The sequence below is a fragment of the Methylopila sp. Yamaguchi genome (genome assembly GCF_002897035.1).
Classification (GTDB): Bacteria; Pseudomonadota; Alphaproteobacteria; order Rhizobiales; family Methylopilaceae; genus Methylopila.
Genome location: NZ_BAUX01000005.1, coordinates 96,485 through 123,058, shown reverse-complemented (window position 1 = coordinate 123,058; position 26,574 = coordinate 96,485). Strand labels below are relative to the sequence as shown.

At 69.4% G+C, this 26,574-nt stretch carries 27 protein-coding genes, 1 tRNA gene and 1 riboswitch; of the genes, 9 read left to right on the top strand and 19 right to left on the bottom strand.

Annotated elements, in window-relative coordinates; translation table 11 throughout:
* Position 1: 1 nt before the first annotated feature.
* Together METY_RS07715 and METY_RS07710 are read right to left on the bottom strand one after the other, a co-directional pair.
* A complete protein-coding gene (locus tag METY_RS07715) occupies positions 2 to 340 on the bottom strand; it encodes an STAS domain-containing protein (protein ID WP_103120800.1) in 339 nt (112 codons plus the stop codon).
* Positions 337 to 2,316, bottom strand: a complete 1,980-nt coding sequence (locus METY_RS07710) for a PP2C family protein-serine/threonine phosphatase (protein WP_146035685.1) — start codon at positions 2,314 to 2,316, stop codon at positions 337 to 339. Before METY_RS07710 ends, METY_RS07715 begins: the two co-directional genes overlap by 4 nt.
* On the opposite strand from METY_RS07710, the gene METY_RS07705 reads away from it, so the two are divergent.
* Positions 2,310 to 3,392 (top strand): endo-1,4-beta-xylanase, encoded by a 1,083-nt coding sequence (locus METY_RS07705; protein WP_103120798.1) that lies wholly within the window; start codon positions 2,310 to 2,312, stop codon positions 3,390 to 3,392. The two genes, METY_RS07710 and METY_RS07705, sit on opposite strands and share 7 nt — an antisense overlap.
* 68 nt (positions 3,393 to 3,460) lie before the next feature.
* Here the strand turns inward: METY_RS07705 and METY_RS07700 are convergent, their stop codons facing one another.
* The 6 genes from METY_RS07700 to METY_RS07675 all read right to left on the bottom strand — a co-directional run bounded on the left by METY_RS07700 (position 3,461) and on the right by METY_RS07675 (position 9,315).
* Positions 3,461 to 4,243 carry an ABC transporter ATP-binding protein gene (locus tag METY_RS07700; RefSeq protein WP_103120797.1) on the bottom strand — a complete coding sequence of 261 codons (783 nt, stop codon included), beginning with the start codon at positions 4,241 to 4,243 and terminating at the stop codon, positions 3,461 to 3,463.
* Positions 4,243 to 5,241 carry a FecCD family ABC transporter permease gene (locus METY_RS07695; RefSeq protein WP_444849077.1) on the bottom strand — a complete coding sequence of 333 codons (999 nt, stop codon included), beginning with the start codon at positions 5,239 to 5,241 and terminating at the stop codon, positions 4,243 to 4,245. The genes METY_RS07700 and METY_RS07695 overlap by 1 nt, the downstream gene beginning before the upstream one ends.
* Positions 5,238 to 6,074 carry an ABC transporter substrate-binding protein gene (locus METY_RS07690; protein ID WP_103120796.1) on the bottom strand — a complete coding sequence of 279 codons (837 nt, stop codon included), beginning with the start codon at positions 6,072 to 6,074 and terminating at the stop codon, positions 5,238 to 5,240. The genes METY_RS07695 and METY_RS07690 overlap by 4 nt, the downstream gene beginning before the upstream one ends.
* Positions 6,067 to 6,663, bottom strand: a complete 597-nt coding sequence (locus METY_RS07685) for a DUF7676 family protein (protein ID WP_103120795.1) — start codon at positions 6,661 to 6,663, stop codon at positions 6,067 to 6,069. Before METY_RS07685 ends, METY_RS07690 begins: the two co-directional genes overlap by 8 nt.
* Positions 6,664 to 6,723: 60 nt before the next feature.
* On the bottom strand, positions 6,724 to 8,751 hold the full coding sequence (locus METY_RS07680) for a TonB-dependent receptor plug domain-containing protein (protein WP_103120794.1): 2,028 nt from the start codon (positions 8,749 to 8,751) through the stop codon (positions 6,724 to 6,726).
* A 119-nt stretch (positions 8,752 to 8,870) separates the two neighbouring features.
* Positions 8,871 to 9,069: riboswitch (cobalamin riboswitch) on the bottom strand.
* A gap of 171 nt (positions 9,070 to 9,240) precedes the next feature.
* Positions 9,241 to 9,315, bottom strand: a tRNA-Gln gene (locus tag METY_RS07675).
* A gap of 95 nt (positions 9,316 to 9,410) precedes the next feature.
* Between METY_RS07675 and METY_RS07670 the strand changes: the two genes are divergently transcribed.
* Positions 9,411 to 10,322 (top strand): MBL fold metallo-hydrolase, encoded by a 912-nt coding sequence (locus METY_RS07670; protein ID WP_103120793.1) that lies wholly within the window; start codon positions 9,411 to 9,413, stop codon positions 10,320 to 10,322.
* Here the strand turns inward: METY_RS07670 and METY_RS07665 are convergent, their stop codons facing one another.
* Together METY_RS07665 and METY_RS07660 are read right to left on the bottom strand one after the other, a co-directional pair.
* Positions 10,323 to 11,159, bottom strand: a complete 837-nt coding sequence (locus tag METY_RS07665) for a DUF1206 domain-containing protein (protein ID WP_103120792.1) — start codon at positions 11,157 to 11,159, stop codon at positions 10,323 to 10,325. It abuts the gene before it with no gap.
* A 281-nt stretch (positions 11,160 to 11,440) separates the two neighbouring features.
* Positions 11,441 to 12,235 (bottom strand): EAL domain-containing protein, encoded by a 795-nt coding sequence (locus METY_RS07660; protein WP_444849076.1) that lies wholly within the window; start codon positions 12,233 to 12,235, stop codon positions 11,441 to 11,443.
* 260 nt (positions 12,236 to 12,495) lie between these two features.
* On the opposite strand from METY_RS07660, the gene METY_RS07655 reads away from it, so the two are divergent.
* A complete protein-coding gene (locus tag METY_RS07655; RefSeq protein ID WP_103120791.1) occupies positions 12,496 to 14,388 on the top strand; it encodes a propionyl-CoA synthetase in 1,893 nt (630 codons plus the stop codon).
* A 9-nt stretch (positions 14,389 to 14,397) separates the two neighbouring features.
* Here the strand turns inward: METY_RS07655 and METY_RS21055 are convergent, their stop codons facing one another.
* From METY_RS21055 to METY_RS07640, 4 genes are all read right to left on the bottom strand, one after another.
* Entirely contained in the window at positions 14,398 to 14,553 is a 156-nt protein-coding gene (locus tag METY_RS21055; protein WP_160147325.1) for a hypothetical protein, read from the bottom strand.
* Positions 14,544 to 15,974, bottom strand: coding sequence for a hypothetical protein (locus tag METY_RS07650; RefSeq protein WP_146035684.1), 1,431 nt, complete (start codon positions 15,972 to 15,974; stop codon positions 14,544 to 14,546). The genes METY_RS21055 and METY_RS07650 overlap by 10 nt, the downstream gene beginning before the upstream one ends.
* A 233-nt stretch (positions 15,975 to 16,207) precedes the next feature.
* Complete coding sequence (locus METY_RS07645) at positions 16,208 to 16,903, bottom strand: DUF1013 domain-containing protein (protein ID WP_103120789.1); 696 nt, start codon at positions 16,901 to 16,903, stop codon at positions 16,208 to 16,210.
* A 132-nt stretch (positions 16,904 to 17,035) separates the two neighbouring features.
* Entirely contained in the window at positions 17,036 to 17,290 is a 255-nt protein-coding gene (locus METY_RS07640) for a hypothetical protein (RefSeq protein WP_103120788.1), read from the bottom strand.
* Positions 17,291 to 17,459: 169 nt separating this feature from the next.
* Between METY_RS07640 and METY_RS07635 the strand changes: the two genes are divergently transcribed.
* Together METY_RS07635 and rcdA are read left to right on the top strand one after the other, a co-directional pair.
* A complete protein-coding gene (locus METY_RS07635; protein ID WP_103120787.1) occupies positions 17,460 to 17,657 on the top strand; it encodes a DUF1192 domain-containing protein in 198 nt (65 codons plus the stop codon).
* Positions 17,658 to 17,981: 324 nt separating this feature from the next.
* Complete coding sequence (gene rcdA / locus METY_RS07625; RefSeq protein ID WP_103120785.1) at positions 17,982 to 18,503, top strand: protease adaptor protein RcdA; 522 nt, start codon at positions 17,982 to 17,984, stop codon at positions 18,501 to 18,503.
* A gap of 26 nt (positions 18,504 to 18,529) precedes the next feature.
* On the opposite strand, the gene mbfA is transcribed toward rcdA, so the two are convergent.
* Together mbfA and rpmE are read right to left on the bottom strand one after the other, a co-directional pair.
* Positions 18,530 to 19,507 (bottom strand): iron exporter MbfA, encoded by a 978-nt coding sequence (gene mbfA, locus METY_RS07620; RefSeq protein ID WP_103120784.1) that lies wholly within the window; start codon positions 19,505 to 19,507, stop codon positions 18,530 to 18,532.
* 133 nt (positions 19,508 to 19,640) lie between these two features.
* On the bottom strand, positions 19,641 to 19,874 hold the full coding sequence (gene rpmE, locus METY_RS07615) for a 50S ribosomal protein L31 (protein ID WP_020184256.1): 234 nt from the start codon (positions 19,872 to 19,874) through the stop codon (positions 19,641 to 19,643).
* 212 nt (positions 19,875 to 20,086) lie between these two features.
* On the opposite strand from rpmE, the gene METY_RS07610 reads away from it, so the two are divergent.
* Positions 20,087 to 21,925 carry an ABC transporter transmembrane domain-containing protein gene (locus METY_RS07610; RefSeq protein ID WP_103120783.1) on the top strand — a complete coding sequence of 613 codons (1,839 nt, stop codon included), beginning with the start codon at positions 20,087 to 20,089 and terminating at the stop codon, positions 21,923 to 21,925.
* Positions 21,922 to 22,344 (top strand): GNAT family N-acetyltransferase, encoded by a 423-nt coding sequence (locus METY_RS07605; protein ID WP_103120782.1) that lies wholly within the window; start codon positions 21,922 to 21,924, stop codon positions 22,342 to 22,344. The genes METY_RS07610 and METY_RS07605 overlap by 4 nt, the downstream gene beginning before the upstream one ends.
* A 151-nt stretch (positions 22,345 to 22,495) precedes the next feature.
* On the opposite strand, the gene METY_RS07600 is transcribed toward METY_RS07605, so the two are convergent.
* The 3 genes from METY_RS07600 to METY_RS07590 all read right to left on the bottom strand — a co-directional run bounded on the left by METY_RS07600 (position 22,496) and on the right by METY_RS07590 (position 25,239).
* The gene (locus METY_RS07600) at positions 22,496 to 23,518 is read right to left on the bottom strand and encodes a peptidoglycan -binding protein (RefSeq protein ID WP_103120781.1); all 1,023 of its coding nucleotides are present in this window, start codon (positions 23,516 to 23,518) and stop codon (positions 22,496 to 22,498) included.
* Position 23,519: 1 nt separating this feature from the next.
* Positions 23,520 to 24,542 carry a flagellar motor protein MotA gene (locus tag METY_RS07595; RefSeq protein ID WP_103120916.1) on the bottom strand — a complete coding sequence of 341 codons (1,023 nt, stop codon included), beginning with the start codon at positions 24,540 to 24,542 and terminating at the stop codon, positions 23,520 to 23,522.
* Between the two features lie 211 nt (positions 24,543 to 24,753).
* Positions 24,754 to 25,239, bottom strand: a complete 486-nt coding sequence (locus METY_RS07590) for a MaoC family dehydratase (RefSeq protein WP_103120780.1) — start codon at positions 25,237 to 25,239, stop codon at positions 24,754 to 24,756.
* Between the two features lie 244 nt (positions 25,240 to 25,483).
* Between METY_RS07590 and METY_RS07585 the strand changes: the two genes are divergently transcribed.
* Together METY_RS07585 and METY_RS07580 are read left to right on the top strand one after the other, a co-directional pair.
* Positions 25,484 to 25,867 carry a response regulator gene (locus tag METY_RS07585; RefSeq protein WP_020184262.1) on the top strand — a complete coding sequence of 128 codons (384 nt, stop codon included), beginning with the start codon at positions 25,484 to 25,486 and terminating at the stop codon, positions 25,865 to 25,867.
* Between the two features lie 2 nt (positions 25,868 to 25,869).
* Positions 25,870 to 26,520: a protein phosphatase CheZ gene (locus tag METY_RS07580; protein WP_103120779.1), complete on the top strand. Its 651-nt coding sequence runs from the start codon at positions 25,870 to 25,872 to the stop codon at positions 26,518 to 26,520.
* Positions 26,521 to 26,574 lie beyond the last annotated feature (54 nt).

The window sequence follows — 26,574 nt, the reverse complement described above, 5'->3', positions numbered from 1 at the left end:
GTCAGCCCGCCACGCTCTTCAGGGCGTCGTCGACGCTTGCGTGCAGCGGAAACACGCGATCCATGCGGGTCAGAGCGAAGAGCTTCGCCACGGCGCCCTTGGCGCCCGCCACGGCGAGGTTGCCTCGCGGCCCGATGCGCTTGAGGCAGGAGACGATGGCGCCGAGCCCGGAGCTGTCCACGAAGTCCACCTTGCTCAGGTCGAGCACCAGGCGAACGTGCCCCCGGTCGATGCGCTCGGTCATCGCCGTCTTGAATTCCGGCGCCCTTGCGGCGTCGATGCGAGAATCCTCCACGTGAACCACGAGAACGTCCCCGTGCGCGGTGTCGTTCAGAGTCATGCCACCTCCCGGTCGGTCGTGCGCTCGATCACGAGCACGGTCAAATCGTCGTCGAGATCGTCGGAGCCGCGCCAGCGGCGCACCTCCTCGTCGATCGCTTCGAGCAGTTGCTCGGCGTCCGCGTTGGCGTGCCTCCTGATCAAGGCCGGCAACTGCTCGTCGAAGGGCCGGCCCTGGGCGTCCTCAGCCTCGGTCAGTCCGTCGGAGTAAAGGATGAGCCGCTCGCCCTCCTCGAGCCGGAAGGTGGCCTCGTCGTAGTCGGCCTCGGAGATCATCCCGACGGGAAGTCCGCCCTCTCCGACCGTGCGCCGACTGCCGTCGCGCGATACGATCAGCGGCGCGGGATGACCGGCCTGCACGAGCCGACCCTCGCCGTTCACCGGGTCGACCTCGCCAAAGACCATGGTGAAATAGGGCAGTTCGTCCGGCCAATCGCTGTTGATGCCCTTAGCCAGGACCGCAAGCGACGCGTCCCCGTGGCGACCCAGCGCGGCCTGAGCCAGGGCGTTCTGCGACGCGACGGAGACGAGCGCCGCCGGCGCGCCATGGCCCGCCACGTCGATCTGGAAAAAGGCCACAGCGCCGTTCGGTCGCCGGATGACGTTGTAGGAATCGCCGGCCACTACGCTTGATGGCCGGAACAGGCCGACGTGCCGCAGAGGCCCGAGCCGGCCGTTCGGAGGCAGCAGCGCCACCTGGATCGCCGCCGCGGCCTCGAGGTCGCGCCTCAGCTGGGCGTAGGCGCGGGCCAGGCTCTCGTTCAGCGTGTCGCGCTCGCGCTGGAGGCGCTGCCGCTGCATCGCGTTCGCCTTGAAGGTGCGAAAGGCCGTCTGCATCGCCCCGATTTCGTCGCGTCGCTTGGGCCTCGGCAGCTTCACGTCGAGATCGTTCTCGGCGAGCCGCAGCATGGCCGCCGAAAGCTCCTCGATAGGCTCGATGACGCGACGGCGCACGATCAGCATGACTCCGGCGCTTGCGAGCAGGCCCGCGATCAGCAGCCCCGCCCACATCGTCATCAGCCGCTGCCCCGCCGCCTCGAGATCCCGAAGCCGTCCCTCGGAGCTGCGCAACAGCGTCCGCTGCGCGTCGTCGACGACGGCGATGGAGCGGGTCGCCGCTTCGAACCAGCTCTCGCCGGTCACTGGACGCCTGTCCCCCGCGCGAAGCGCGTTGAGGAGGGCCAGCGCCGCCGGCTTGAAAACGCCGTCGAACTCCTTCCGTACGGCGATCGTGGCGTCCGCCACCCCGGGACGAAGTCCGGAGATCTGGCGTTCGTCGGTCAGATCCAAGGCGAGCGTCGCCGCGCCCAGATCGCGAACGACCTCGTCGAGAGCTCTGCTCTCCGCGGCGGAGGCGGCCCCGTCCGCGGCGGCGAGCCGAGCGCGGATGCGCCCCATGTGCTCGCCCATAAGCCCCAGCGCCCGCCGCAGCCGCGATTCGGTCGCGAGGGCGGTGTCCTGCAGCGGCGCGTCCTGAAGAAGAGAGAGGCGCAGAGACCCGATCGAGGCGATCACGTCCGTGACCGTGTCGAACCATCGGTTGGAGAGGCGCCGGCGGCGCGGCTCGTCGCCAGCGCCCCGCGCTTCGTCGACGTCCTCCCGGAGAGCGTGCAGAACGTCGGCCGCCGCGGCGAGCGTCGCGCGGATCGCTTCCGGGCGGGACAGCAAACCCTGCCGCTGGCCGGATTCGGCGAGGGCCGCCTCGAACGCCCGGTCGACCTCCGCGCGCGCCGCGCGCCAGCGTCCGACGAACTCCTCGGACGTGGAGGCGCTCCGCAGCATGACGAAGGCGCGACCGCGTTCCTCCCCGAGACGGCTGGCGAGGAGCGTCAGCTTTCCTCTCAGCGCATCATGGGCGTAAAGCCGCTGCGCCTCGAAGCGCGCGTTGGCCTGCGCGACGAGCTGGCCCCCGACCGCCACAATGAGCGCGAGAGCGAGCACGCCGGTGAGCAACAGGAGGGTCGTCCGGATTGTCATCGGCTGATAATCTCGCCCGTTCCGATCGACTGCGAAAGCGACCTCCGCTGGCGCCTTCCACATCTCTCGCCTCGGCCGCCGCTCAGGCTGGCCTGATCTACGGCGCGGCCGCATCCAACGCCGACCTCCAAGACGAGGTTCTGCGCGCGGCGCTCGTGCGCGAGTGCGGCGCCATCACGCCGGAGTTCGAGATGAAGTGGGACGCGATCGAGCCTGCTCAGGGCGAGCGCCGTTTCGGAGCGACCGATCGGCTGCTGGATTTCGCCTGGTCCCATGGAATGGCATTCCGCGGCCACACGCCTTGGTGGCATTTGTCCACCCCTCGCTGGTTGGACGGCGCCGAGGCCAAGGATTTCGCCAAGGCCGCTCGTTCGCACCTGATCGCGATGGCGGAACGCTACGCCGGTCGAATTCACTCCTGGGACGTCGTCAACGAAGCGGTCGAGCCGGCGGACGGCCGATCCGACGGGTTGCGCCGATCAGCGTTCCTGGCGGCGCTGGGTCCAGGCTACGTGGCCGAGGCTTTCGGAACGATTGCGGAGATCGATCAAACTGCGCTGCTTGTGCTTAACGAGATGGGGCTCGAGTACGAAGGGCCGGCGGCGCAGGCGAAGCGACGCTCCGTCCTCCGTCTGCTTGAAAGTCTGGTGGGGAGCGGCGCTCCCGTAGGGTGCCTCGGCCTGCAGTGCCATCTCTCCGCGTCCGATCGACCGTCGGCGAACGCGGAGTTCCGCGAATTCCTGGGGGAGGTTCGGGCCATGGCGCTGAAGGTCATGATAACGGAGCTCGACGTCGACGGAGCGGTCGTCAGGGGCGACAGGGCCGTGGTCGATCGGGCCGTGGCGGACGTTTACGCCGACGTCGTCGAAACGGTCGCCGCTGAGGGCGACCTGATCGGCGTGGTCACGTGGGGCGTCTCGGACGCCAAGTCCTGGCTCAACGACAGGGAAAACCGCCGCGCCCCCCGCGGCTTGCCCCTCGACGCAAGTGGCCGCCGCAAGGCTTCATGGCGAGCGCTGGCGCGCGGCCTCGCGACGCGCGCGCGCCGGGGCGCGGACTCCGGGTCTGGCGGATAGGCGCCGAACGTTCCGAGACGTCACCGGGCCGGACCCCGAGCGCCGGGCACCGTCGGTCATCGGCGATCCTACGGATGCCGTCCGATCCGGCGCCAAGGCGCGACCAGCGCCTCCTCGCCAACCGCGGCGCGCGCGAGCGTCACGCCGTAGGCCGTCGCCGCCGCGGCGTCGGTCAGCACCTCCTCCGGGGAGCCGTCGCCGATCACCCGGCCCTGCGCCATCAGCACGAGGCGGTCGCAGAAGCGGCTCGCGAGCGTGAGGTCGTGGAGGACGACAATGACGCCCATGCCGCCGCGCGCCGTCTCGGCGAGGCGCTCCATCACGCCGAGTTGATGCGAAGGGTCGAGCGCCGCGACGGGTTCGTCGGCGAGGAGCCATTCGGCCTCGACCGCGAAAGCTCGGGCGAGGAGAACGCGCGCGCGTTCGCCGCCGGAGAGCGCGCGCATCGGCCGGTCACGAAACGCTTCGGCGTCGGCGGCGCGGAGCGCGCGGTCCACCGCCTCGGCGTCGCCGGGCAGGGCCGCGCGCCCGAAGCGGCGGTGCGGCAGGCGGCCGAGCGCGACGACGTGGTCGGCGCGCAGCGGCCAGTGCGCCTCCGAAGACTGCTCGAGGTAGGCAAGGCGCTTCGCCACCGCCCTCCTGCCAATCTCGGAGAGAGGTCGGCCGTCGTAGACGACTGCGCCCTCGTCCGGCTCCCGGAGGCCCGCGAGCGCGCGGAACAGGGTGGTCTTGCCCGCCCCGTTCGGGCCGATCAGGCCAACCAGTTGGCCCGGCCGCAGCGCCAGAGAAACCCGATCGACGCGCGGAACGCCGCCGAGGCGGACCGTGAGGTTTTCGACCCTGATCTCCATCACGCCTCCCGCCGCAGCCGCCAGAGCAGGACCAGGAAGAAGGGCGCGCCGATCAGCGCCGTCACGACGCCGAGCTTGAGCTCCGGACGCACGCCGACCAGCCGGACGCCGATGTCCGCGCCAAGCACGAGAGCCGCGCCGCCGAGACCGGAGACGAGCAGCAGTCGACCGGGCCTGCCGCCGACGAGGGGACGCAGCAGATGCGGGATGACAAGCCCGACGAAGCCGATCGCGCCGGTGACGGCGACCGACGCGCCGACGGCGAGCGCCGTGCCGCAGATGAGCAGCAGACGCACCCGGCCCAGGTCGAAGCCGAGGCTTGCGGCGGTGTCCTCGCCGAGCGTCAGCGCATCGAGGGCGGGACCGGAGGCGAGGATCATCAGCCATCCGACGACAAGCAGCGGCGCGGCCAGCTGCACATGGCTCAGGCTGCGGTCCGCGAGCGATCCCATCAGCCAGAACATCACCTCCATGGCGGCGTAGGGGTTCAGCGAGAGGTTGAGGGCGAGCGCCGTCAGGGCGCCGGCGAGGCTGTTGATGGCCACGCCCGCGAGGATCAGCGTCATGGTCGCGGAGCCGCGGCCGGCAAGCGCGTAGAGCAGCGCGACCGCGAGGCCCGCGCCCAGAATGCCGCCGATCGGCAACGCTAGGGCGAATGTGGCCGAGACGCCGGAGTAGAACGCCATCACCGCGCCGAAGGCGGCCGCGCCCGAGACGCCGATCACGCCCGCGTCCGCCAGAGGATTGCGGAGCAGGCCCTGCATCGCTGCGCCCGCCAAACCGAGGCTGAAGCCGACTAGCGTCCCCATGATCGCCCGCGGCAGCCGCAGCTCGGTCAGCACCAGCGCCCCCAGCGAGGAGCGTCCCGCAAAGATGTCGGCCACCGCGCCGCCCACATCGACAGCGGCGTAGCCGACCGTCACCGAAGCGACGAAGGCCGCGACCACCAGCGCCATGAGAGCGCCGACGAGCGCCCCGTAGGGCGGAGCTTCGCTCACGGCGCGCTCCCGGCCGCGTCGACCAGAATGTCGTAGGCGTCGGCGATGCTGGGCCCGTAGCAGGTCCAGAGTTTCGGCGGGATCTTCACGACGCGAACCCGATCGCCGAGCTTCGCGAGGATCGGGTGGCTCAGGACCTCCGTCGCGAGGGCCGGCGGGCCGGGCCGGTCGCCGTCGACGATCAGCAGGTCGACGCCCGCCAGGAGGATCGTCTCGAGCGGAAGCTGGCCGTAGTTGTCGAGCTTCAGCTCGGCCGCGACGTTGACGAGACCGGCGCGCCGCATCAGCTCGTCGCTGAGAGATCCGGGACCGGCGGTGAAGCCGTTCGGGCGGAGCACCGCGGCGCGCAAACTCCGCTCGCGGACCGGCGCCGGGCGCGCCAGCCGACGCTCGAGCTCCGCGATCATCGCCTCGCCGCGGTCGGAATGGCCGACCGCGTCGGCGACGCGGCGGATCTCGGTCTTCACCTGGTCGAGCGTCCGCGGCGCGTCCGCCTCGACCACCGGCACGCCGATGCGCTTCAGCACCGAGACCGCGGCGCGCGCGGTGTAGCGGCCCGCGAGCACGAGATCGGGCCTCGCCGCCACGACCTCCTCCGCGAGGCCGCGGTTCTGCGGCGCGCCCCGGACGAGGTCTGCGACGTTCGAGCCCGCCGACACTGTCGACAGCCAGGTCACCGAGGCGACCTGCGCGGGATCGGCGAGGCGGACCAGCAGTTCGTCGGTGCAGAGGTTGATCGAGACCACGCGCGCAGGCGCGGCCGCCGAAGGCGATCCCGGCCAGACGCCCGTGAGAAACGCGGCGAGGAGGGCCAAATGCCGTCGGTCAGCCATGGGCGAAGCCGCGTCCCTCCTCGTCGAGCGCCTCCGGATCGCGGCCGAGCCAGCGCTTCGAGATCGCCCGCCATGTGGCCAGCCGCGAAAAGTCGGGCGTCTTTGAGAGGCTGTCGTCGTCCTCGATGAAGGGGTTGGCGAAGAAGATCGAGATCATGGGCTCACCCGACCCATTCCACATTTCGAAGCCCCAGGTCACCGGCTTGCCGTCAGGTCCGCGCCCGCGGAACAGCTGCGCCTTCGAGGGTTTTCGTCGACGCGTCAGCTCCGGCGCCACGGGAAAGCGCTCTGAGCCGCGGTTCTCGCCGATGCACAGGTGGAAATGGCCGCCATGGCCGAACATGACGGTGAGGTAGCCGTCCATAAGACCGATCTTGTCCGGCGCGCTCGGGCAGCGCCATTCGTAGGCCGCGCCCTCGATCAGCGGGCCGAAGCGCACGCCGGCCCAATGGTTCTCGAACACGTCGCGCAGGAACGCCTCGAGCGTCGGCTGCTCAGCCTCGAGCGCCCAGATCTCGCGCCGGACCGCGCCGTCTGCGTCGCGGATGACCTCGGTCGGCTCGCGCCGGGAAACAGTCTCAACAGTCATTGCGTCACCTTCGATCTTGGAGAAGGGCGGCCGCCGACCACGAGCCGGCGGCCGGCGTCGTCAGAACGAGACCTTGAGGCCGCCGTAGGCGGCGCGGCCGGGCGTGTTGTAGGTGAGGACCTCCTCGTACTTCTTGTCGAAGAGGTTCTCCACCCGGCCGTAGACTTCCGCGTTCGGGTGAATCTTGTAGGACGCCGCGAGGTTGACCAGCGTGTAGGCCTTCAGCGGCACGCTGGTCCGCGCGTAGGTCGCGGCGTCGTAAGCGAAGTCGCGTTGGCGCCCGTTGCGGACGATCCCGAGATTGACGTTCGCGCGGCCCTCGAGGAAGGCGTAGTTCGCGTTGAAGCTCGCGATGTGCCGCGGTCGGCGCACCAGCGTCGCGCCCGTGGCATCCTCGCCGTCGGTGAAGGTGTAGGCGCCGCGGAGCGTCAGGCCGTCGATCGGCTTGACGGTCAGGCCAAGCTCCACGCCTTGGATCTTCGACGTTCCGGCGAGGTTGATCGGCCGGTTGACGAAGCCGGTGGGGTCGGCCGGGTCCGCGACCGTCTCGCTCGAGATCAGATCCCTCACGCGCTGCTGGAAGTAGGTTGCGTCGAGGAGGATCCGACCGTTCCAGAACGGCTGGTCGAAGCCCACGTCCCAGCCGTCGCCGCGTTCGGGCTTGAGATCGCCGTTCGGGATGAAGTTGCCGGAGAAGCCGAAGAGCTCGAAGGTCGTCGGGTTCTTGACGCCCGTGCCCCACGAGGTCCGGATCTTGGTCTTCGTCCGATCGAAGGTGTAGGCGCTCGCCAGCCGGTAGGTCGTCGCCTCGTCGAAGCGGTCGTTGAAGTCCTGGCGGACGCTGGCGGTGACGAACAGCGTCTCGAAGACGCCGATCTGGTACTGGCCGACGAGGCCGGCGTTGTCGATGTGCTTGCGGAGAGGGTTCGGGGCGTCGGCCGGGAAGGGGGACGCGGTGAAGCTTTTGACCGCGTCGCGGGTGTGGTCGGCGCCGAAGGTCAGCACGTGGCTCGCCGGAACCAAGCCTTCGGTCTGGAAGCGGAAGTTGGTCTGGTAGTCGAACCGCGTCATCTCGCCGAGCGAGGCGTAGGTCTTGAGGTCCGTCCCGTCGAAGCTGCGGCGGTCCTGGTTGGTGTAGGACATGCCGACCACGTGATCCCACGCGCCGTCGAGCAGGGTGGCCTTGACCTGCGCGCGGCCGAAGAACTGCTTGCCCCTCTCGGTGTCCCGACTGTCGATCGAGGCGGCGAAGGGGTAGCCGTCCGACGCGGCGCCGAAACCATCTCGATCGGCGTCGAACTCGGCGTAGCGGGCCACTCCCGTGAATTCGAGGTTCTCGGTCGGCCGCACCGAGACCTTCGCGAGCCCGGTCCCGCTCGTATAGCCGTCGCGGTCGAGCGATGAGGTCGGCGCGAGGGCGAACCGCTTCGCGGTTGAAACGCCGCTGATGCGAAACGCCTGGCCGGCGACAAGGACATCGAACGCTTCCGTCCCGCCCGAGACGGAGGCCGTGCCCGTCGCGGCGCCGAACGAGCCGCCCTCGAGGGTGGCGCGGAAGCGGGTCGGCCCTGGCTCGCCCTTGCGCGTCACGATGTTGATGACGCCGCCGATGGCGTCGGAGCCGTAGAGCGCGCTCTGCGGACCGCGCAGCACGTCGACGCGCTCGACCTCGAGGTTGAGCAGGTTCGCGAAGTCGAACTCCGCGCTCGTGCCAGGGTCGTTCATGCGGATGCCGTCGACGATGACGAGCGTCTGGTTGCCCTCCGAGCCGCGGATGCGGAGCTGGGTGAGGGCGCCGACCGGCCCTGTGCGGTTGACGGCGACGCCGGGCAGTTCGCGCAGCACGTCGGACACGACGCGGATCTGGCGCTGCTCCAGCTCCTCGCCGGAGATCGAGGAGACGGCGCTGCCGATCGCCGCGCTGGGACCCTCGACCCGGTTGCCGAGGACCGAGATTGGATCGAGCTCCGTGTCGTCGTCGGCCGGCTCAGTCTGGGCCAAGGCGTTGGAGATCAGGCAGGCGGAGATGGCCGCGGAGGCGGCAAGGCGCGCGCACGCGCCCTGTGAGCGGAAGGAGAGGTTGGACATCGAGACCCCAAGCGGGACGAGTGGCACGTCACCGCGAACTCGAAGCCTCCCCGCCGACGCCCATCACGCGCGTCGTCGGTTCGCCCACCATCGGTGCACCCCGCCCGACGCGTTCGCGTGTGACCACACGGCTGACGGCAGGTCTCCTGGCTCGCGGGTCGTAGCTTGCTCCGTCGCCTTCCCAGACCGTAAGTCCAGTGGCCGATGACAAAGTCGCTCGCCGCTTACAGTAGCGGGGGCTGCCGCGGCATGAGGTCGTGCGACCCGCACCGCGTTCCCTTTTGATCCCCGAGGGGAACCGTCGCGGCGGACGCTATGGCGGAAATGTGGCGGGAGTCAACGAGCCATCTCCGCGTCCCCGCGCAGGCCATCTGCGCAAAGCGCCGCGGACCGCGAAGGCACGACGTCCCCGCCGCACATCCGGGGGCGCTGCCGCGGATGTAAAGGCGCGAAGACGAAAGAGGTCTAAAATCAATCACTTGAAGGAACTGGCTGGGGCGGGAGGATTCGAACCTCCGCATGGGGGAATCAAAATCCCCTGCCTTACCGCTTGGCGACGCCCCACCGGCCGCGTTAAGCGCCGGAGTGGGCGATGGATAGCCGGGGCGCGCGCGGTCTGCAACCGGCGTCAGCGCCGCCGGGCATCGCGGAGGAGCTGCATGAGCGACGATCTGACGTTCGACCGCTCGACCGATGCGCCCGCCGGCGCGGTGCGCGAAGCCGCGCCGCTCGTGCGCCGGGTGATCGCGCCGAATCCCTCCGCCTTCACCTTCACGGGCACCGCCACCTACCTCGTCGGCCGCGGCCGCGTCGCCGTGATCGATCCAGGGCCGGACGACCCGGCTCACACGGCGGCGCTGCTCGCGGCGCTCGACGGCGAGACCGTCGAGGCGATCGTCGTGACCCACAGCCATCGCGACCACTCCGCCGGCGTCCCGGCGCTGAAGGCCGCGACCGGCGCGCCCGTCGTGGGGGCCGGGCCGCACCGCGCGTTCCGCGCGCTCCACGCCGGCGAGGCGCGGGGACTGGAGGCGGGCGTCGACGGATCCTACGCGCCGGATCACGAGCTCGCTGAGGGGGAGGGCGTCACGGGGCCCGGCTGGTCCCTGGTCGCGGTCGAGACGCCCGGCCACACCGCGAACCACCTCGCCTTCGCCTTCCCCGAGAGCGCGCTGCTGTTCTCCGGCGACCATGTGATGGCCTGGTCGACCTCCATCGTGGCGCCTCCCGACGGCGCCATGGGCGCTTACGTCGCTTCGCTCCGCAAACTGATCGAGCGGCCGGAGGAGCTCTACCTGCCCGGACATGGTCCCGCGCTACAAGACGCGCGGCGGTTCTCGCGCCAGTTGCTCGGCCACCGGCTGATGCGGGAGGCCGCGATCCGCCTGCGGCTGGCGGAAGGGCCGCGCACCATCCCACAGCTGGTCGAGGAGCTGTACCGCGGGCTCGATCCGAAGCTCGTCTTCGCCGCGGGTCTGTCGGTCTTCGCCCATCTCGAAGATCTCGTCGCGCGCGCCGAGGCCGTGACCGACGGCCCGCCTACTCTCAACGGTCTCTATCGCGCGCCGTGATCAGGCTCGCCGGGCGAGCAGCTCCTTGGCGTCGGCGAGGTCCGGCGCGTCGATCCGGCGGTAGCGGGCCTGCACCAGGCCGAAGAAGCCGAACGCGAACAAGCCGGCTGCGGTCACGAACAGCAGCGCCCAACCGTAGGGCTGGGCCCGCAGCGCCTGCAGCGCTCCGCCGAGGCCGCGCACCTCGTCGCTGTCGGCGTGCAGCGCCGCCGTCACCACGAAGCCGCCGATGATCACGAAGGTCAGCGCGCGGGCGGCGTAGCCGGCGCGGCCGACGTGGCGCACCCAGTCGGTCGCGCCCGGCGGCGGGGCGAGCCGCCGCATCACGTCGCCCTTCCAGGCCTTCCAGCCGTAGCCGAACCCGCCGCCGACGAGTCCGAAGCCGATCGCGCCAACAAGCCAGGCCCCGGCCGGCTGCGCCATCAGCCATTCCGTCCAGTCCTGCGCCATCTGATCCTCCGCCCCGCCGCCGCCGCGGCCGAGCGCGAGGTTGGCGGCGGTCGCCGCAAGCCCGAGATAGACCACGCCGCTGATCGCCTGCAGCGCGCGGGTGGCGCGCGCCTTGGCGGAACGGCCGCGACCGTCGGCGTCGAACGCCGCGCCGATCACGCGCCAGGCCGCGAAGCAGACGAGGCCGGCGCCGATCGCCAGCAGCAGGACGGCGCCGAAGGGCTGCTCCAGCACGCTGCGCAGGGCGCTTTTGCCGCCGCCCACGCCGCCGCCGGCGCCGAAGGCGGCGAGGGCCGCAAGCCCCCCCACGAGACAGTACACGACGCCCCGTGCGGCGAAGCCGATGCGGGCGAGGAGTTCCAGGCGGCGAGTGGGCGTCTGCGTCATCACCCGATCATCGGGCGCGGCGGGCCGTCTTCAAGGATCTCTCAGAAAAGGATCTTAAGCCTTGCGGCGACTCAGATCCGTCCCCATCCTTTGCCCTGTCGTTAACAACCGAAAGGAGGTGATCCGGTGTCTCATCGTCTTGATCAGCGCTCGGAGAGCGCCGCGACCTCGATTCTGGCTTCGGCTGGGTATCGCGCCTGACGTTCGGGTGGTCGCGGGTCTCTCGACCGCGATTGGAGATGGGAGGGGTCGTCCTGCGAGGGGACGGCCCCTCCGCTCGTTTAGGCGGCGTTTTTCGCGCTCGGCGCGGGCGCCGGCAACCGGACCTCGGGAAGGCGTTCGAACCCGGGCTTCGCCAGCAGATAGCCCTGCACCAGCCGGATGCCGATGGTCCTGACCACGGCGAGCTCCGCCTCCGTCTCGACGCCTTCGGCGACGACGGCGATTCCGAGCGTCTCCGCCAGCCGGGCGACGCTCGCGACGATCGCCTGTCGGGCGCGGCTGAGATCGATGCCGCGGATCAGGTCCATGTCCAGCTTGATCACGTCAGGCTGGAACTCGGCGAGCAGGTTCAGACCGGAATGGCCGGCGCCGAAATCGTCGATCGCCGTCACCATGCCCTGACGGCGGTACTCCGCCATGATGCGGGTCAAGTGAGCGCGGTCGTCGACGCGCTCGCCTTCGGTCACCTCAAACATGATGCGCTCGACCGGGAAATCGTGCCGCTTGGCGGCGGCGAGCGTCGTGCCGAGGCAGATCTCGGGCTGATAGACGGCGTTCGGCATGAAATTGATCGACAGCCGCGCCTCGATCCGAAGCCTGGCCGCGAGCTCCACCGCGGTCCGGCGGCAGAGCTGGTCGAAGGCGAACCTGTTGTCCGGCGTCACGTCCGCCAGCACCGCGCCGGCGCCCGCGCCGTCGACGCCGCGGACGAGCGCCTCGAACGCGAAGATCGAACCGTTGGTCACGTCCACGATGGGCTGGAACGCCATGGTGATGGCGCGGGGAAACGGCGTGCTGCATCCCAGACAGCCGGCTGACAGCAACAGATCATGGGACTCGTGGCCGGCGCGCATACGATCTCCAGACTTCGACGGGTACGCACCCCAAGTCTGAAGGTAGAATGTTACGTTTTGGTTAGGAAAAATTCCCGGTGGACCGCGCATCCCCGGCGATCGGCGTCCGGAACGCTGGGGTCCACGATCCGCGGGTTGGAGAGTGCTTGCGTCCGCTCCGGCCTGGCGTGCGGACGCGTGGCGGGAGCGCTGGGAAACGGATAACTCTTGAGGACAGCGCAAGCGGCCGCCAAGCGCCGCGTCGATGGGAGGGAACACCAATGTCGGCATCGTACCGCGAGCTCTACGCCGCCTCGCTCGACGACCGCGAAGCTTTCTGGCTCGCCGCGGCGGAGGCGATCGACTGGTTCGAGCGTCCGACCCGCGCCTTCGATCCTGCTCTCGGCGTTTACGGCCGCTGGTTCCCGGACGGGGTCGTCAACGCCTGCCACAACGCGCTTGACCGGCATGTGGCCGCGGGTCGAGGCGAGCAGGCGGCGCTGATCTACGACAGCCCCGTCACCGGCGCCAAACGCGCCTATTCCTACGCCGAGCTTCTGGCCGAGGTCTCACGCTTCGCCGCCGTGCTGCAGGATTTCGGGGTCGGACCGGGCGACCGGGTCGTCGTCTACATGCCGATGATCCCGGAGGCCGTGATCGCGACCTACGCTTGCGCGCGGCTCGGCGCGATCCACTCCGTGGTGTTCGGCGGCTTCGCAGCGAACGAACTCGCCAAGCGGATCGACGACGCCACCCCCAAGGTGGTGCTGACGGCCTCCTGCGGGGTCGAGCCGACGCGGATCGTGCCTTACAAGCCCCTGCTCGACGCGGCGCTGGCGGGAGCGGCGCATGCCCCCGAGGCGGTCATCCTGCTGCAGCGCCTGCAATTCGACGCTGAGATGACCGACGGCCGCGACCACGACTGGGCGAGCCTCGTCGCCGCGGCCGAGGGCCGCACGACCCCATGCGCCCGCATGAAGGCCACGGATCCGCTCTACATCCTCTACACGTCCGGCACGACGGGTACGCCGAAGGGCGTGGTGCGCGACACCGGCGGCTACCTCGTAGCCCTCGCTTGGACCATGAAGGGGCTTTACGGGATCGCGCCCGGCGAGGTGTTCTGGTGCGCGTCCGACATCGGCTGGGTCGTCGGGCACTCGTACATCATCTACGGTCCGCTGCTCCACGGCGCCACCACGATCCTCTACGAGGGCAAGCCGGTCGGCACGCCCGACGCCGGCGCCTTCTGGCGAGTGATCGCCGAGCACAAGGCGGTCGCGCTGTTCACCGCGCCCACCGCGCTGCGCGCCATCAAGAAGGAGGACTCCGGAGGCGAGCTGTTCCGCCGGCACGACCTCGGCGGCTTCCGCGCGCTGTTCCTCGCGGGCGAGCGGGCGGACCCGCCGACGGTGCAGTGGGCGGAGGACCTGCTGAAGGTTCCCGTGATCGACCATTGCTGGCAGACCGAGACCGGCTGGGCGATCGTCGGCAACCCGCTCGGGATCGAGCCCTTGCCCGTGAAGCACGGCTCGCCGACCGTGCCGATGCCCGGCTATGACGTGAAGGTGCTGGACGACGCCGGCCATGAGGCGGCGCCGGGGGCGCTCGGCAACATCGTGATCAAGCTGCCGCTGCCGCCCGGCTGCCTGCCGACGCTGTGGAACGCCGACGACCGCTTCCGCTCGGCCTATCTCGAGGGCTTCCCCGGCTATTACCAGACCTCGGACGCCGGCTTCATCGACGAGGACGGCTACGTCTTCTTCATGGCCCGCACCGACGACATCATCAACGTCGCCGGCCACCGGCTCTCGACCGGCGGCATGGAAGAGGTGATCGCGGGCCACCCCGACGTCGCGGAATGCGCCGTCGTCGGCGTGGCGGACGCGCTCAAGGGCCAGTCGCCCACCGGCTTCGTGGTGCTGAAGGCCGGAGTCTCGCGGCCCTTCGCGGACATTGAGCGCGAGATCGTGGCGCTGGTGCGCGACCGCATCGGCCCGGTGGCGGCCTTCAAGACCGCGCTCACCGTCCAGCGCCTCCCCAAGACGCGCTCGGGGAAGATCCTGCGCGGAACGATCCAGAAGATCGCCGACGGCGAGGACTGGACCATGCCGGCGACGATCGAGGACCCGACGACGCTCGACGAGATCGGCGCGGCGCTGGCGGGCCGGACGTGAGGCAGGCGATTACGCAGCGATCTGGTCCGCTGCGGCCGGAGCCCCGGTCGCCCGCTTTCGCCGCGTGTACTTGAAGTGCTCGTGGTCTTCGCCGAGCTGCTTGGCGATAAGGATCCAGATCTGCCGCAGCCGGTGCACGTGCAGGTCGTCGACGATCAGCTCCACGAAATGCTCCACTGACGGGATCGTCCATGAGGCTGAGTTGGCCCTGGCGGCAGGCCGAAGGCGGCGAGGCAGGCGCGGTCGCGGTCGCAGGGGGAGGTCAGAATCGCGCCCACGGCGATCTGCACCTCGCTCGTGCTTTCGTCAGACAGCACCGCGCGCTCGAGATCGAAGATCGTCCGGATGTTGAGCATCTTCAGGGCGAAGAAGCGCTCCGGCCCGACCACCGTGCAAAGCTGCGCCTGAGCGACCCAGTCGATCGTCTGGTAGATGCCGAACGGGGACTCGACGTGCAGCATAATCGGATTGAGCGTGGCGAGGTTCTGCACCTCGAAGACATTGGATTCCTCGAGCCGAAAGGCGGTCGGCGAGTCGACGCCGTCGAGGATCGTGACCGGGATCGTCCCGGCGTGGGTCTCGACCTCGTCGTAGCGCGCCTTGAAGCGAAATCCCGCCTTCTGCAGCACGTATTGGATCGCGGCCTCGGGAACGAAGCCGAGCGCGAAGGAGAGGATGAGCCAGAACGACTTTACGCCGCCGCCGGAGTCCGTGACGGTCGTCGCAGGGACGACCGTCACGCCGGAGAGCGCCTGGTAATATTCCTTGGCCGTCGCGGTTACGCCTTCTGCGGATGGAAACACGCGATAGATCACCACCGCGAGCGTCGTCGCCATCACCATGTGCGCGAAAGCGCGAAGAAAGGTGACCGGCGACAGGTCGAACGACGCCACCGCGCGCAATAGCAGGCGAAGGCAGTAGAAATAGGCGCCCGCGAAAGCTACGGCCGCCACCGTGAGCACGTTAACGTGCTGCGCAGCAGCGGCCGCGGCGTCCGCGACGGCCGCGCTCGGGAGGCCGCCGAGCGCCAGCATGCTTGGCCAAAGCCATGCGCTTACGGAGCCTCCAGAGTTTAGAATGTCCGCTGCTGGAGCGAACAGGACGAACACCCCGAACGCTGAAAGGCCCATGAACGGCAGCGCGCAGAGCAGCAGCATCCAATCCGCGTGCAGCATCATCGGAAACCGCGGCAGGTCCTCCAGCCTCGGGTCTTCGCTCTTCAAGTCGAGGTCGACGTAGTATTTCCCCTTTACGAACTCGAAGGAGACGACGGTCTTCGGATCGTTCAGGTCCGGAGCTGCCCCGCCGTGCAGAGGGAGCGGCGGCTTGGTGCTCAGCCCGAAGGTCTTTGCGAAGACGTCGATCAGCTTGATACGTGACAGCCGGACCTGATGCCGGACTGCGATCACGGTCATCGGAGTAATGACAGCCAGGAACAGGCTCGCGCAGATCGGGAAGATCAGCGGCGTATTCGACTCCAGGCTCCAAAAGGCCGCCAGCCCAAGCAAAGCGGCGAAGCCGACGAATATGCAGACGCCGACCACGCCGACCACCGATCCTCTAAGCTTTTCCGAAGTTGCGCCCACGATTTCGTCCCCCAAAGTCGACTGACGCCTGCACCCCCGCGCGCGTGAGCGACGGATCAACTGTACCATAGGTTGTATAATCGATAGTAGTTGTTTTTCAGGTTGCGCCCGGCGTCGTCGCCGCGCCTTCCGGCTGGGCCTGAAAAGCCGAAGGCCGCGCACCCCTTCATGGGATGCGCGGCCTTCATCGGAACGCGAGAGTGGGCGGCGGAGCGCCGCCGGGATCCGTTTTTTCAGCGACGGTCGTCGTCGTCCTCGTCGGCGTCGTCGCGCTTGAGCTGCTTGAGCTTGGCGAAAACGCTCTCGACGTCGAGCTCCCGCTCGGGCGCGTCTTCGGCGGTGGTGATCTCGGCGGAGAGCAGGGTCTCCGGCTCTTCCTCCTTGCGCAGCACCGCGTCCGGGTTCGCCTTGGCGGCCTTCGCCACCTCAAAGTCGAGGTCGATCTGCGAACAGAGGCCGAGCGTCACGGGATCGGCCGGCGTCAGGTTCTGCGCGTTCCAGTGCGTCCGGTCGCGGATCGCCGCGATCGTGGTCTTCGTCGTGCCGACGAGACGCATGATCTGGCTGTCCTTCAGCTCGGGATGGTTGCGCACGAGCCAGAGAATGGCGTTCGGGCGGTCCTGGCGGCGGGAGACCGGCGTGTAGCGCGGGCCCTTGCGCGGCTTCACCGGCGGCAGGCGGACCTTGGAGACCGCGAGCTGCAGCTGGTGGTTCGGGTTCTTCTGGGCGCGCTCGATCTCTTCGCGGGTCAACTGGCCGGAGGTGATCGGGTCCTGGCCCTTGATGCCCTGCGCGGCCTCGCCGTCGGCGACCGCCTTTACCTCGAGCTCATGCAGCTTGCAGAAGTCGGCGATCTGGGAAAACGACAGCGAGGTGTTCTCGACAAGCCAGACAGCCGTGGCCTTCGGCATCAGCGGCGCGTTTGACATGGGTGCAATGCTCCTCTCGCTCCGGCCGCCGGGGCGCGGCGGAGCCCTGATCGAGTTCTCGATGACGGGGGTTTCGCCGTGTATAAGCCGTCGCGAGGACGCAAGCAACGCGTCTTGCGGATCGTCGGGAGTTCAGATTGCGGCGGCGCCGAGGCCGCGGAGCTGCGCGGCGATCTCGCGGTCCAGCGCGGTCGCCACGTCGTTCGCCTCCACCGCCACCGCGAGATCGAAGGCCAGGCTCTCGAGCGCGCGGGCGCGCGTGTAGGCGCAGTCGTCTATGCTGTTGAGCATGCGTCGAATTTCGGTCTGGCCAATACCGATGGCCGCGGCGTGGCCCGAACGCGCCAGCGCGCAGCAGATCGAAAAGCACTGCTCCAGCGGCGTCATGCCCGGCTCCCTCGCGTGGACCGCCTCGCGGGCGGCTGCTAAGTGATGTTCGGCCGCTTAACTCGAGCGGATAGCCCGTTTAACGAGCGTTTGCACCTTCGTGCAACTGCTTACCTGTGTCCCTCCGCGGCACGCCGTGCCGATCTGAGACGAACCGAGGGAGGTCTGGATGTCTCTTTTCGACGACGACGGCGCCGCGGCGCGGCCGCGGTCGCCCCACGTGATCGGGCAGGACCTCGGGCCGGTGTCGATCGACGAGCTACGGCTGCGGATCGCCGCGCTTCAGGCCGAGATCGCGCGGATCGAAGCCGAGATCGCCGCCAAGACCGCGCAGCGGAGCGCCGCGGACCAGCTGTTCCGGCGCTGAACGGCCTCGCCGTACGGTTGAATTTCCAAGGCCCTGCCTCGCTTAACCGTCGGTTAACCTTCCTCGTTCATTGATGGCTGCGTCCAGTTTTCTGGATTGCGAGTGGTTCCTGTCCACTCTGTTTGACGCCTCCCTGTCATCACACTTTCAGGCCGCCGTATTGGCGGCCTTTTTTTCGCGCCATGTTCCGTTAACCTCTCCGGCAAGATGGCGAGGGACAACAGGCCGTCTGGTCCACGATTTGCGGACCGCTCCGCGTTGATGCTGCGAGCTATGGGCGGTATGCCCTTAGCCTGTCGGCGGGCGTTTGAGAGAGGGTGCGAAATGATCGACCGTGAGCGTTCCGATGCCGAGGCCGGCGCCGTGTCCTTCGGCATGCGTCTGGTCGGCTCCGCCTCCTTCATGTCCCTGTTCCGGGAAGGCATGGGCCTCGTCGAGGAGACGGCCGCCTATCTCGACGGCGAGGGCCGGGGCGAGTCGCGGGAGCTCGGGCGGACCGAGTCGATCGCCTACGCCACCGAGAGCATGCGCCTCACCACCCGCCTGATGCAGATCGCCTCCTGGCTGCTCGTGCAGCGCGCGGTCAACGAGGGCGAGATGTCCTACGATCAGGCGCGCGAGGAAAAGCAGAAGGTGCGGTTGTCGCCGATCGGCTCCACGCTGCCGGACGACGTGCTGGCGCGCCTGCCGGAACGCCTGCGCGATCTCGTGGACCGCACCTCCCGTCTGCAGGAGCGGGTTCAGCTGCTCGACCGTCAGCTCGCCTCGCCGGGGGAGGCCGCCGAGCAGGCCCCGCACCCGCTGCACGGGCAGATGGAGCGGCTGCGCCAGGCGTTCGGCGGTTAGAGGCTGAGGCTGAGCGCGGCGGCGCCTCAGGCGCCCCCGATCAACACCCCGGCCGCGAACACCAGCGCGCCGCCGACCACCACCTGCACGATCGCCCGCATCATCGGCGTCTCCATGAAGCGGTTCTGGATCCAGGCGATCGCCCACAGCTCCACGACGACCACCAGCGCCGCGATCGCGGTCGCCGTCCAGAAATCTCCGATCAGGTAGGGCAGGGCGTGGCCCAGCCCGCCGACGGCTGTCATAACGCCGGAGGCGAGGCCACGCTTCAGCGGCGACCCCCGGCCCGAAATCACCCCGTCGTCGTGCGCGGCTTCCGTGAAGCCCATCGAGATGCCGGCGCCGATGGCGGCGGCGAGGCCCACAAGCAGCGTCGTGTGGGAGTTCTGGGTGGCGAAGGCGGTGGCGAAGATCGGCGCGAGCGTCGAGACCGAACCGTCCATCAGGCCGGCGAGGCCGGGCTGAACCCAGGTCAGGATCAGCTTCCGGCGCGCGGTGTCGGCCTCCGTGGCCTGGGCGTCCGAGCCGAGATTGGCGTCCGCCAGATGATCGGCGGTCGCCTGATGGCCGCGCTCCTGTTGGGCGAGGTCGCCGAGCAGCTTCCGCGTGTCGGCGTCGCTGGTGCGCTTGGCGGCCAGTTCGTAGAACCGCGCCGCGTCCTCCTCCATGCGCTCCGCCTCGGCGCGGATGCGCTCGATGCCGAGCTGGTCGACGAGCCACGTCGGGCGGCGGGCGTAATAGCCCGCGACGTGCTCGCGGCGGATCAGGGGCACATGCGGGCCAAACCGCCGGGCGAACAGGTCGAGGAGGCGGCGGCGGTGGCGGTCCTCCTCCTCCGCCATGCCCCGGAAGACGGTCGCCGAGGCGGGATAGTCGGCGTCGAGCCGCGCGGCGTAGTCGGCATAGATGCGCGCGTCGTCCTCTTCCGAGGAGATCGCCAGCGCGAGCATCTCGCGCTCGGAAAGGTCGTCGAAGCGCCTCCGACCGCCCAACAGGGACAACATGCGGCATTCCTTGTTTAGATTTCTTCTAAACTAGGGGCGCGGAGGCGGCCGATCAAGCGTCAGGGGCGGCGCAAACAAAAACCCCGGCCGCGCGGGGCGCGGCCGGGGTTTTTTAGGGCCCTGAACGGGCGAATCAGTTGGTCTTCGAGATGCCGAAGTTGGCGAAGCGCTTGTTGAAGCGCGACAGGCGGCCGCCGCGGTCGGTCAGCTGCGCCGAGCCGCCGGTCCACGCCGGATGGGTCCGGGGGTCGATGTCGAGCTGCAGCGTGTCGCCGGACTTGCCGTAGGTCGAACGGGTCTCGTACTCGGTCCCGTCGGTCATCAGGACCTTGATCGCGTGGTAGTCGGGGTGGATGTCGGCCTTCATGACGCGTCTCTGTTCAGCTGCTCGGGCGCGCTCGAAAGGCGCCTCGTCGGAAGCGGGTGATCTCGTAAGGCGGCAGCCTATAACCCAAGACGCGGCCGGGAACAACCGCGGCCGTGCGATTGCGCCGCGCCAAGGTGGGGTTGGCGCCGAACCCCAAGAAACGGCATAACCCTCGGCCATGTCGTCTGGAACGATCCCAAAGAAGGTCCGTCATGGCGCGTCGATCTCGCTCAGCTGACGTCGGGGAGGCGTCGGCGCCCGCAGCGCGGTCCCGCTCCCTCAGGCCTCTCGCGGCGCTCAGCCCCTTCGCGCTCCGTCACAAGGGCCGCATCGCCGGCGCCTTCGTCGCGCTGGTCGCGGCCTCGGCGGCGACGCTTGCCATTCCCGTCGCGGTGCGGCGGCTGATCGATTTCGGTTTCTCGAACGACCATCCCGGCATGGTCGACCAGTACTTCGGCACCATGCTGATCGTGGTCGGCGTGCTCGCGCTCGCGAGCGCCTCCCGCTACTGGTTCGTGACGACGCTCGGCGAGCGCGTGGTGGCGGATCTGCGCTCGGCGGTCTTCGCCCATCTGACGAAGCTGTCGCCGTCGTTCTACGACAGCGCCCGCTCGGGCGAGATCGTGTCGCGGCTGACGGCCGACACCACGCAGATCAAGGCGGCCTTCGGGGCCTCGGCGTCCGTCGCGCTGCGCAACCTGTTCCTGTTCCTCGGCGCGGCCGCGATGATGGTGGTGACGAGCCCGAAGCTCTCCGCCCTGGTGCTCGGCGCCATTCCCCTGATCGTGCTGCCGCTGGTGGCCTTCGGCCGCTCCGTCCGCCGCCGTTCCCGCGCGGCGCAGGACACGCTGGCCGACGCGTCGGCGGTCGCCGGCGAGGCGGTCGGCGCCATGCGCACCGTCCAGGCCTTCAACGCCGAGGCCCGCGTCGCCGGCCGCTTCTCCTTCGCGGTGGAGGAGGCCTACGCCGCCGCCCAGTCCTCCATCACGGCGCGGGCCATCCTGACCGCCATCGCGATCTTTCTGATCTTCGCGAGCGTGGTCGGCGTGCTGTGGTACGGCGCGACCGACGTGCTCTCCGGCGCGATGTCGCCGGGCACGCTCGGGCAGTTCGTCCTCTACGCCGTGTTCGCGGCGGGCGCGATCGGAGAGCTCTCCAACGTCTGGGGCGAAATTTCTCAGGCGGCCGGATCCGCGGAGCGGCTCGGCGAGATCCTCGCGACGCCGCCCGGCATCGCCAACCCGGCGGCGCCCAAGGCGCTGCCGCAGCCGGCGCGCGGGGCGCTCGCCTTCGAGTCCGTGCGCTTCGCCTACGGCGCCGGGGCCGAGGGCGGCGGCGTGCTCGACGGCGTCTCCTTCGCCGCCCGCCCGGGCGAAACGCTGGCGATCGTCGGCCCCTCGGGCGCCGGCAAGAGCACCCTGTTCCATCTGGCGCTGCGCTTCTACGACCCGCTCGCCGGCCGCGTCACGCTCGACGGCGTCGACCTGCGCGACGCCGACCTCGCGGACCTCCGCGCCCGCATCGCGCTCGTGCCGCAGGATCCGGTCGTGTTCGCGCTGTCGGCGCGCGAGAACATCCGGCTCGGCCGGGCCGGCGCGACCGACGCCGAGGTCGAGCAGGCGGCGCGGCTCGCGGGGGCGGATCGCTTTCTCGCCGCGCTGCCGCAGGGCTACGACACGCCGCTCGGCGAGCGTGGCGTGACGCTTTCCGGCGGCCAGCGCCAGCGGGTCGCGCTCGCCCGCGCCTTCCTCAAGGACGCCGCGCTGCTGCTGCTGGACGAGGCGACCTCGGCGCTCGACAGCGAAAGCGAGACGCTGGTGCAGGAGGCGCTCGCCGCGAGCCGCAAGGACCGCACCACGCTGGTCATCGCCCATCGCCTCGCCACTGTGCTCGCCGCCGACCGCATCCTCGTGCTCGACGGCGGTCGCGTGGTGGAGGATGGGACTCACGCCGAGCTGGTCGCCCGCCGCGGGCTCTACGCCCGCCTCGCCGACCTGCAGTTCGGCCAGATGGACGCGGACGCCAACGCCCGTCGCGCCGTCGCGGGATGACGCCGGACGTCGTCGTCACCGACGCAGGCGCGCCGTTCGACCGCGAGGTGATCCTGCGCGAGCTGATCGCCTACAACGAGGCGGCCGTCGGCCCCTCCGGCGCCCGACCGCTCGCGGTTCTGCTGCGCGATCCGGCTACGGCCGAGACCCTCGGCGGCCTCTGGGGCCGCACCAGCTTCGACTGGCTCTACGTTGAATTGCTGGTGATCCCCGAGGCCCTGCGCGGCCAGGGGCTGGGCGCGGCGGTTCTGGCGCAGGCCGAGACCGAGGCCCGCGCGCGCGGCTGCGCCGGGATCTGGCTCGACACCTTCGACTTCCAGGCCCGCGGCTTCTACGAAAAGCTCGGCTTCGAGGTCTTCGGCTCGATCCCCGGCCACCCGCGCGGCCGCGAGCGGTTCTTCCTCAGGAAGACGTTCTAAGCGGCCGCTGGTGACGTCATGGTCCAGCTTGACCAGACCATCCAGGTCAGGCGTCGATCTCACGGTCGGCGGTAGGTCCTCCGGTCAAGCCGGAGGACGACGCAGTGTTTCCAGAGATTCCGCGCCCGGCGAAGGCTACGCCCTCAGGCCCTCACCGCTCCGTCAGCTTGAGTTCGATCCGGCGGTTGCGGCGGTAGGCGTCTTCGGTCTGGGCCGTGTCCAGCGGCTGGAACTCGCCGAAGCCGGCGGCGAGCAGGCGCTGGGGCGGGACGCCCTTCGAAACGAGGTACTCCACGACGGCGATGGCGCGGGCCGCGGAGAGCGCCCAGTTCGAGGGGAAGGCGCCGCGGGTCGGGCGGATGTCGGTGTGGCCGTCGACGCGCATGACCCAGTTGATGTCGGACGGGATTTCGCCGTTCAGCTGCACCAGCGCCTGGGCGATCTTGTCGAGCTCCGGCTTCGCGGCTTCGCTGAGCAAGCCCTGGCCGACGTCGAACAGCACCTCGGACTGGAACACGAACCGGTCGCCCACCACCCGCACGTCCGGCCGGTCGGCGAGGATCTGGCGCAGCCGCCCGAAGAAGTCGGAGCGGTAGCGGTTGAGCTCCTGCACGCGCTGGGCGAGGGCCACGTTCAGCCGGGAGCCGAGATCGGCGAGCTTGGCCTGGCTCTCGCGGTCGCGGGTCTCGGAGGCGTTCAGCGCGTCCTCGAGCGCGGCCATCTGGCGGCGCAGCGCCGCGATCTGCTGGTTCAGCAGCTCGATCTGGCTCTGTGCGCGGGCCGAGAGGTCGCGCTCGCGATCGAGCTGGCCCTGCAGCGCGGCGGCCTGGCCGCCGGCGGCGTCGGCCCGGCTCGCGCCCGCCTCGGCCGCCGCCTTCAGCCGGTCGCGCTCGCTCTGGACCGCCTGCAGGCTCGCGGTCAGCGAGGAGATGTCGTCCTTGGCGGAGCGGACGCTCGACCGCTCGAGCGCCAGCAGATCCGTCAGCTCCGCGATCTGCGCGTTGAGGCGCTGCAGCGCCGTGTCCTTGCCCGAAACCTCGCGACCGAGCAGGAACTGCGCGACCATGAACACGGTCAGCAGGAAGATGATGACGAGCAGCAGGGTCGACAGCGCGTCGACGAAGCCCGGCCAGTAGTCGACCGGCTGGTAGCGCCGGCGCGAGCTCAGCGCCATCTCACGACGCCCGCTCGTTCTCGTTCGCGAGCTTCTCCAGCAGGCCGCGGATGGCCTCCTGCTGGCGCGCCTGCGCCTCCACCCAGTCGCGGATCAACTGCTGCTCCGAGCGCATGTGCTTGACGAGACCCTGGATGCCCTCCGCGAGATGGGCGGTCGCCTGGGCCGCAGCCTTGCCGGAGCTCTGTTCGGAGATCGTCTTGCCCAGCCGCTCCAGCGCCGCGGCCACGTCCGGGGAGGCGAGCGCCTGAGGGGCGACGCCGGCGTTGGTCACGACTGGCGCGTCGGAGGCGCCGGCGTCGTTCGCGGCGACCGCGGCCGCCAACCAATCCTCGAGCTCGTTGTGAAAGCGGTTCTGCGCCTGGCCGGCCTGCAGGTCGAGGAAGCCGAGCACCAGCGAGCCGGCGAGGCCGAACAGCGAGGCGGAGAAGGAGGTGCCCATGCCGGCGAGCGGCCCGGCAAGTCCGTTCTTCAGCTCCTCGAACAGCACCGTGGTGTCCTGCGTGCCGCCGCCCCCGAGCGAGGAGATTACGCCGGAGATCGAGCCGACGGTTTCGAGCAGGCCCCAGAAGGTGCCGAGCAGGCCGAGGAACACCAGCAGGCCGGTGAGGTAGCGGCCGATTTCGCGCGCCTCGTCGAGCCGCGTGCCGATCGAATCGAGGATCGAGCGCATCAGCGTCGTCCCGATCGGGGCATGGCCGAAGCGGTCGCCCAGCAGCGAGGCCATCGGGGCCAGCAGCTTCGGCTGCTCGCGCAGCGCGAGGCCCGGATCCGACATGCGGAAGGCGTTAACCCAGCGCACCTCGGGGAACAGCCGCACCACCTGCCGGAAGGCGAGCAGGATGCCGATCACCAGCACCGCGAAGATCAGCGCGTTGAGGCCCGCGTTGGCGAGGAAGGCGCGGGCGATCTGTTCGTGCAGGATCAGGCCGACGAAGCCGACCAGCGCGAGAAAGATCACCATGCGCAGCAGGAACACCCGCGGCGAGGACAGCTTGTAAGGGTCGAGTTCGGTCAGGGACATCGACAAACCGCAGGTTCGCGTGCGTTCGGGCCCGACCGTTACATCACGCTTCCTCGCCCGGAGAAAGGGCGCGGAAAGCTCAATTGCGACGGATTTTGCCCACGACGAAGCGGCGATGAACGGCCGCCTCGGCTGCACGAGAGTCCTTGGCTCGGGACAGGCCGCGAGGCCGCAGTTCCCTCTCCGGCGGGAGGAGGGCAGGTGGGAAGCTTTACGCCAGTTCGGCGTCGATCTCGTCGCGGCTCGGCACCATCACCTGGGCTTCGCCGTCCAGAACCACCTTGTCGCCCACCGAGCAGGTGCAGAAGAAGGTCGCCCGCTGGCGGCCGGGATCGAGCGCGGTGATCTCGACCTGCGCGACCACCTCGTCGCCGATGCGCACGGGCGCGCGGAACTTGATGGTCTGCGAGAGATAGACCGCGCCGGGCCCGGGAAGGCGGGTGCCGAGCACCGCCGAAATCAGGCTCGCGGTGTAAAGCCCGTGGGCGATGCGGCCCCCGAAGCGGGTGTTGGCGGCGTAGGCTTCCGACAGATGGATCGGGTTGGTGTCGCCGGTCAGCGCCGCGAAGGTCTTGACGCCGTCCTCCGAGACCTCGTGGCGGATCTCGGCGGTCTGGCCGATCACGAGATCCTCGAACGCGATCTGGGCGACCGGCTCGGCGGGCGAAGCGTCCCTGGGCTGCAGCACGGCGGTCATGGCGTCACGGTCGCTCGTTGAAATAAGGCCCGGGACCCCGAGCGGCCGGCACTGTGCGGCTCGCCTCGCTGCGGTGCAACGCGCCTTTCGGATGACGGAACGGCTGCAATCATCGCGGCGCAGCTAAACCGAAAATCAACCAGCGTGCCCCACCATCGGTCTCTCAGGCGCGATTGGCCGCGCCGACCGCGGACGTCGCTTAAGGGGCTCAGGACGACGCCCCTCTGGAAAAAGGATTTTTCGGATGGCCATCGACCACACGATGCCGGTGCTCATCGTCGACGACTACAAGACGATGCTCCGCATCATTCGCAATCTTCTGAAGCAGATCGGCTTCGAAGACGTGGACGAGGCGGCCGACGGGTCGGAAGCGCTCGGCAAGATGCGCGACAAGCGCTACGGCCTGGTGATCTCCGACTGGAACATGGAGCCCATGACCGGCATCGAGCTTCTGCGCGAGGTTCGCGCGGACGATAAGCTCAACCGGACGCCGTTCATCATGGTCACCGCGGAATCGAAGACCGAAAACGTGATCGCGGCCAAGAAGGCCGGCGTTAACAACTACATCGTGAAGCCGTTCAACGCCCAGACCTTGAAGGCGAAGATTGACGCGGTGTTTGGAGAATAAGCATGCCCGCAAGACGCGTTGATCGCGCTCTGACCGAACCTTTCGACCGTGTGAGAGCCTACGTCGACGCCAAGAGCGCCAGCGAGGCCTCTTTCAGCGACGTGGTGTCTCTCGCCGAGATCACCGCCGATTCGATGCAGGCGTTCTTCGCCTCGATCGATCGTTCGATCTACCGCGAATTACGCGACATCGCGGACTACATCACCCGCATGCGCGACGAGATCGCGGCCCTGCGGGCCGGCGAGCTCAAGTCGGGCAGGATCGCGACCGCGGGGGAGCATCTCGGCGCGATCGTGACCGCGACCGAGCAGGCGACCAACACGATCATGGAATGCGCCGAGGCGATGATGAGCGCCGAAGGCGAGGACGAGGCGACCTTCAAGGCGATCGTGAACGAGAAGGTCATGGAGATCTTCGAGGCCTGCTCGTTCCAGGACCTCACCGGCCAGCGCATCGCCCGCGTGATCGAGACGCTGGAGAACATCGAGCAGCGCGTCGGCCGCTTCGCCGCCGCGGTGAAGACCGAGGGCGACGATCAGGCCGGGCCCGAGACCGACCGCGAAAGGCGCGCCCGCGAACTGCTGCTCCATGGGCCGCAGGACGCCAATGTCGCGATCGCCCAGGACGACATCGACGCCTTGATGCGCGGCTGAGGCTTCGCCGCCAATTGCCCGGCGGCTCCGCCTCGCCTATATCCCCGGCTGCAC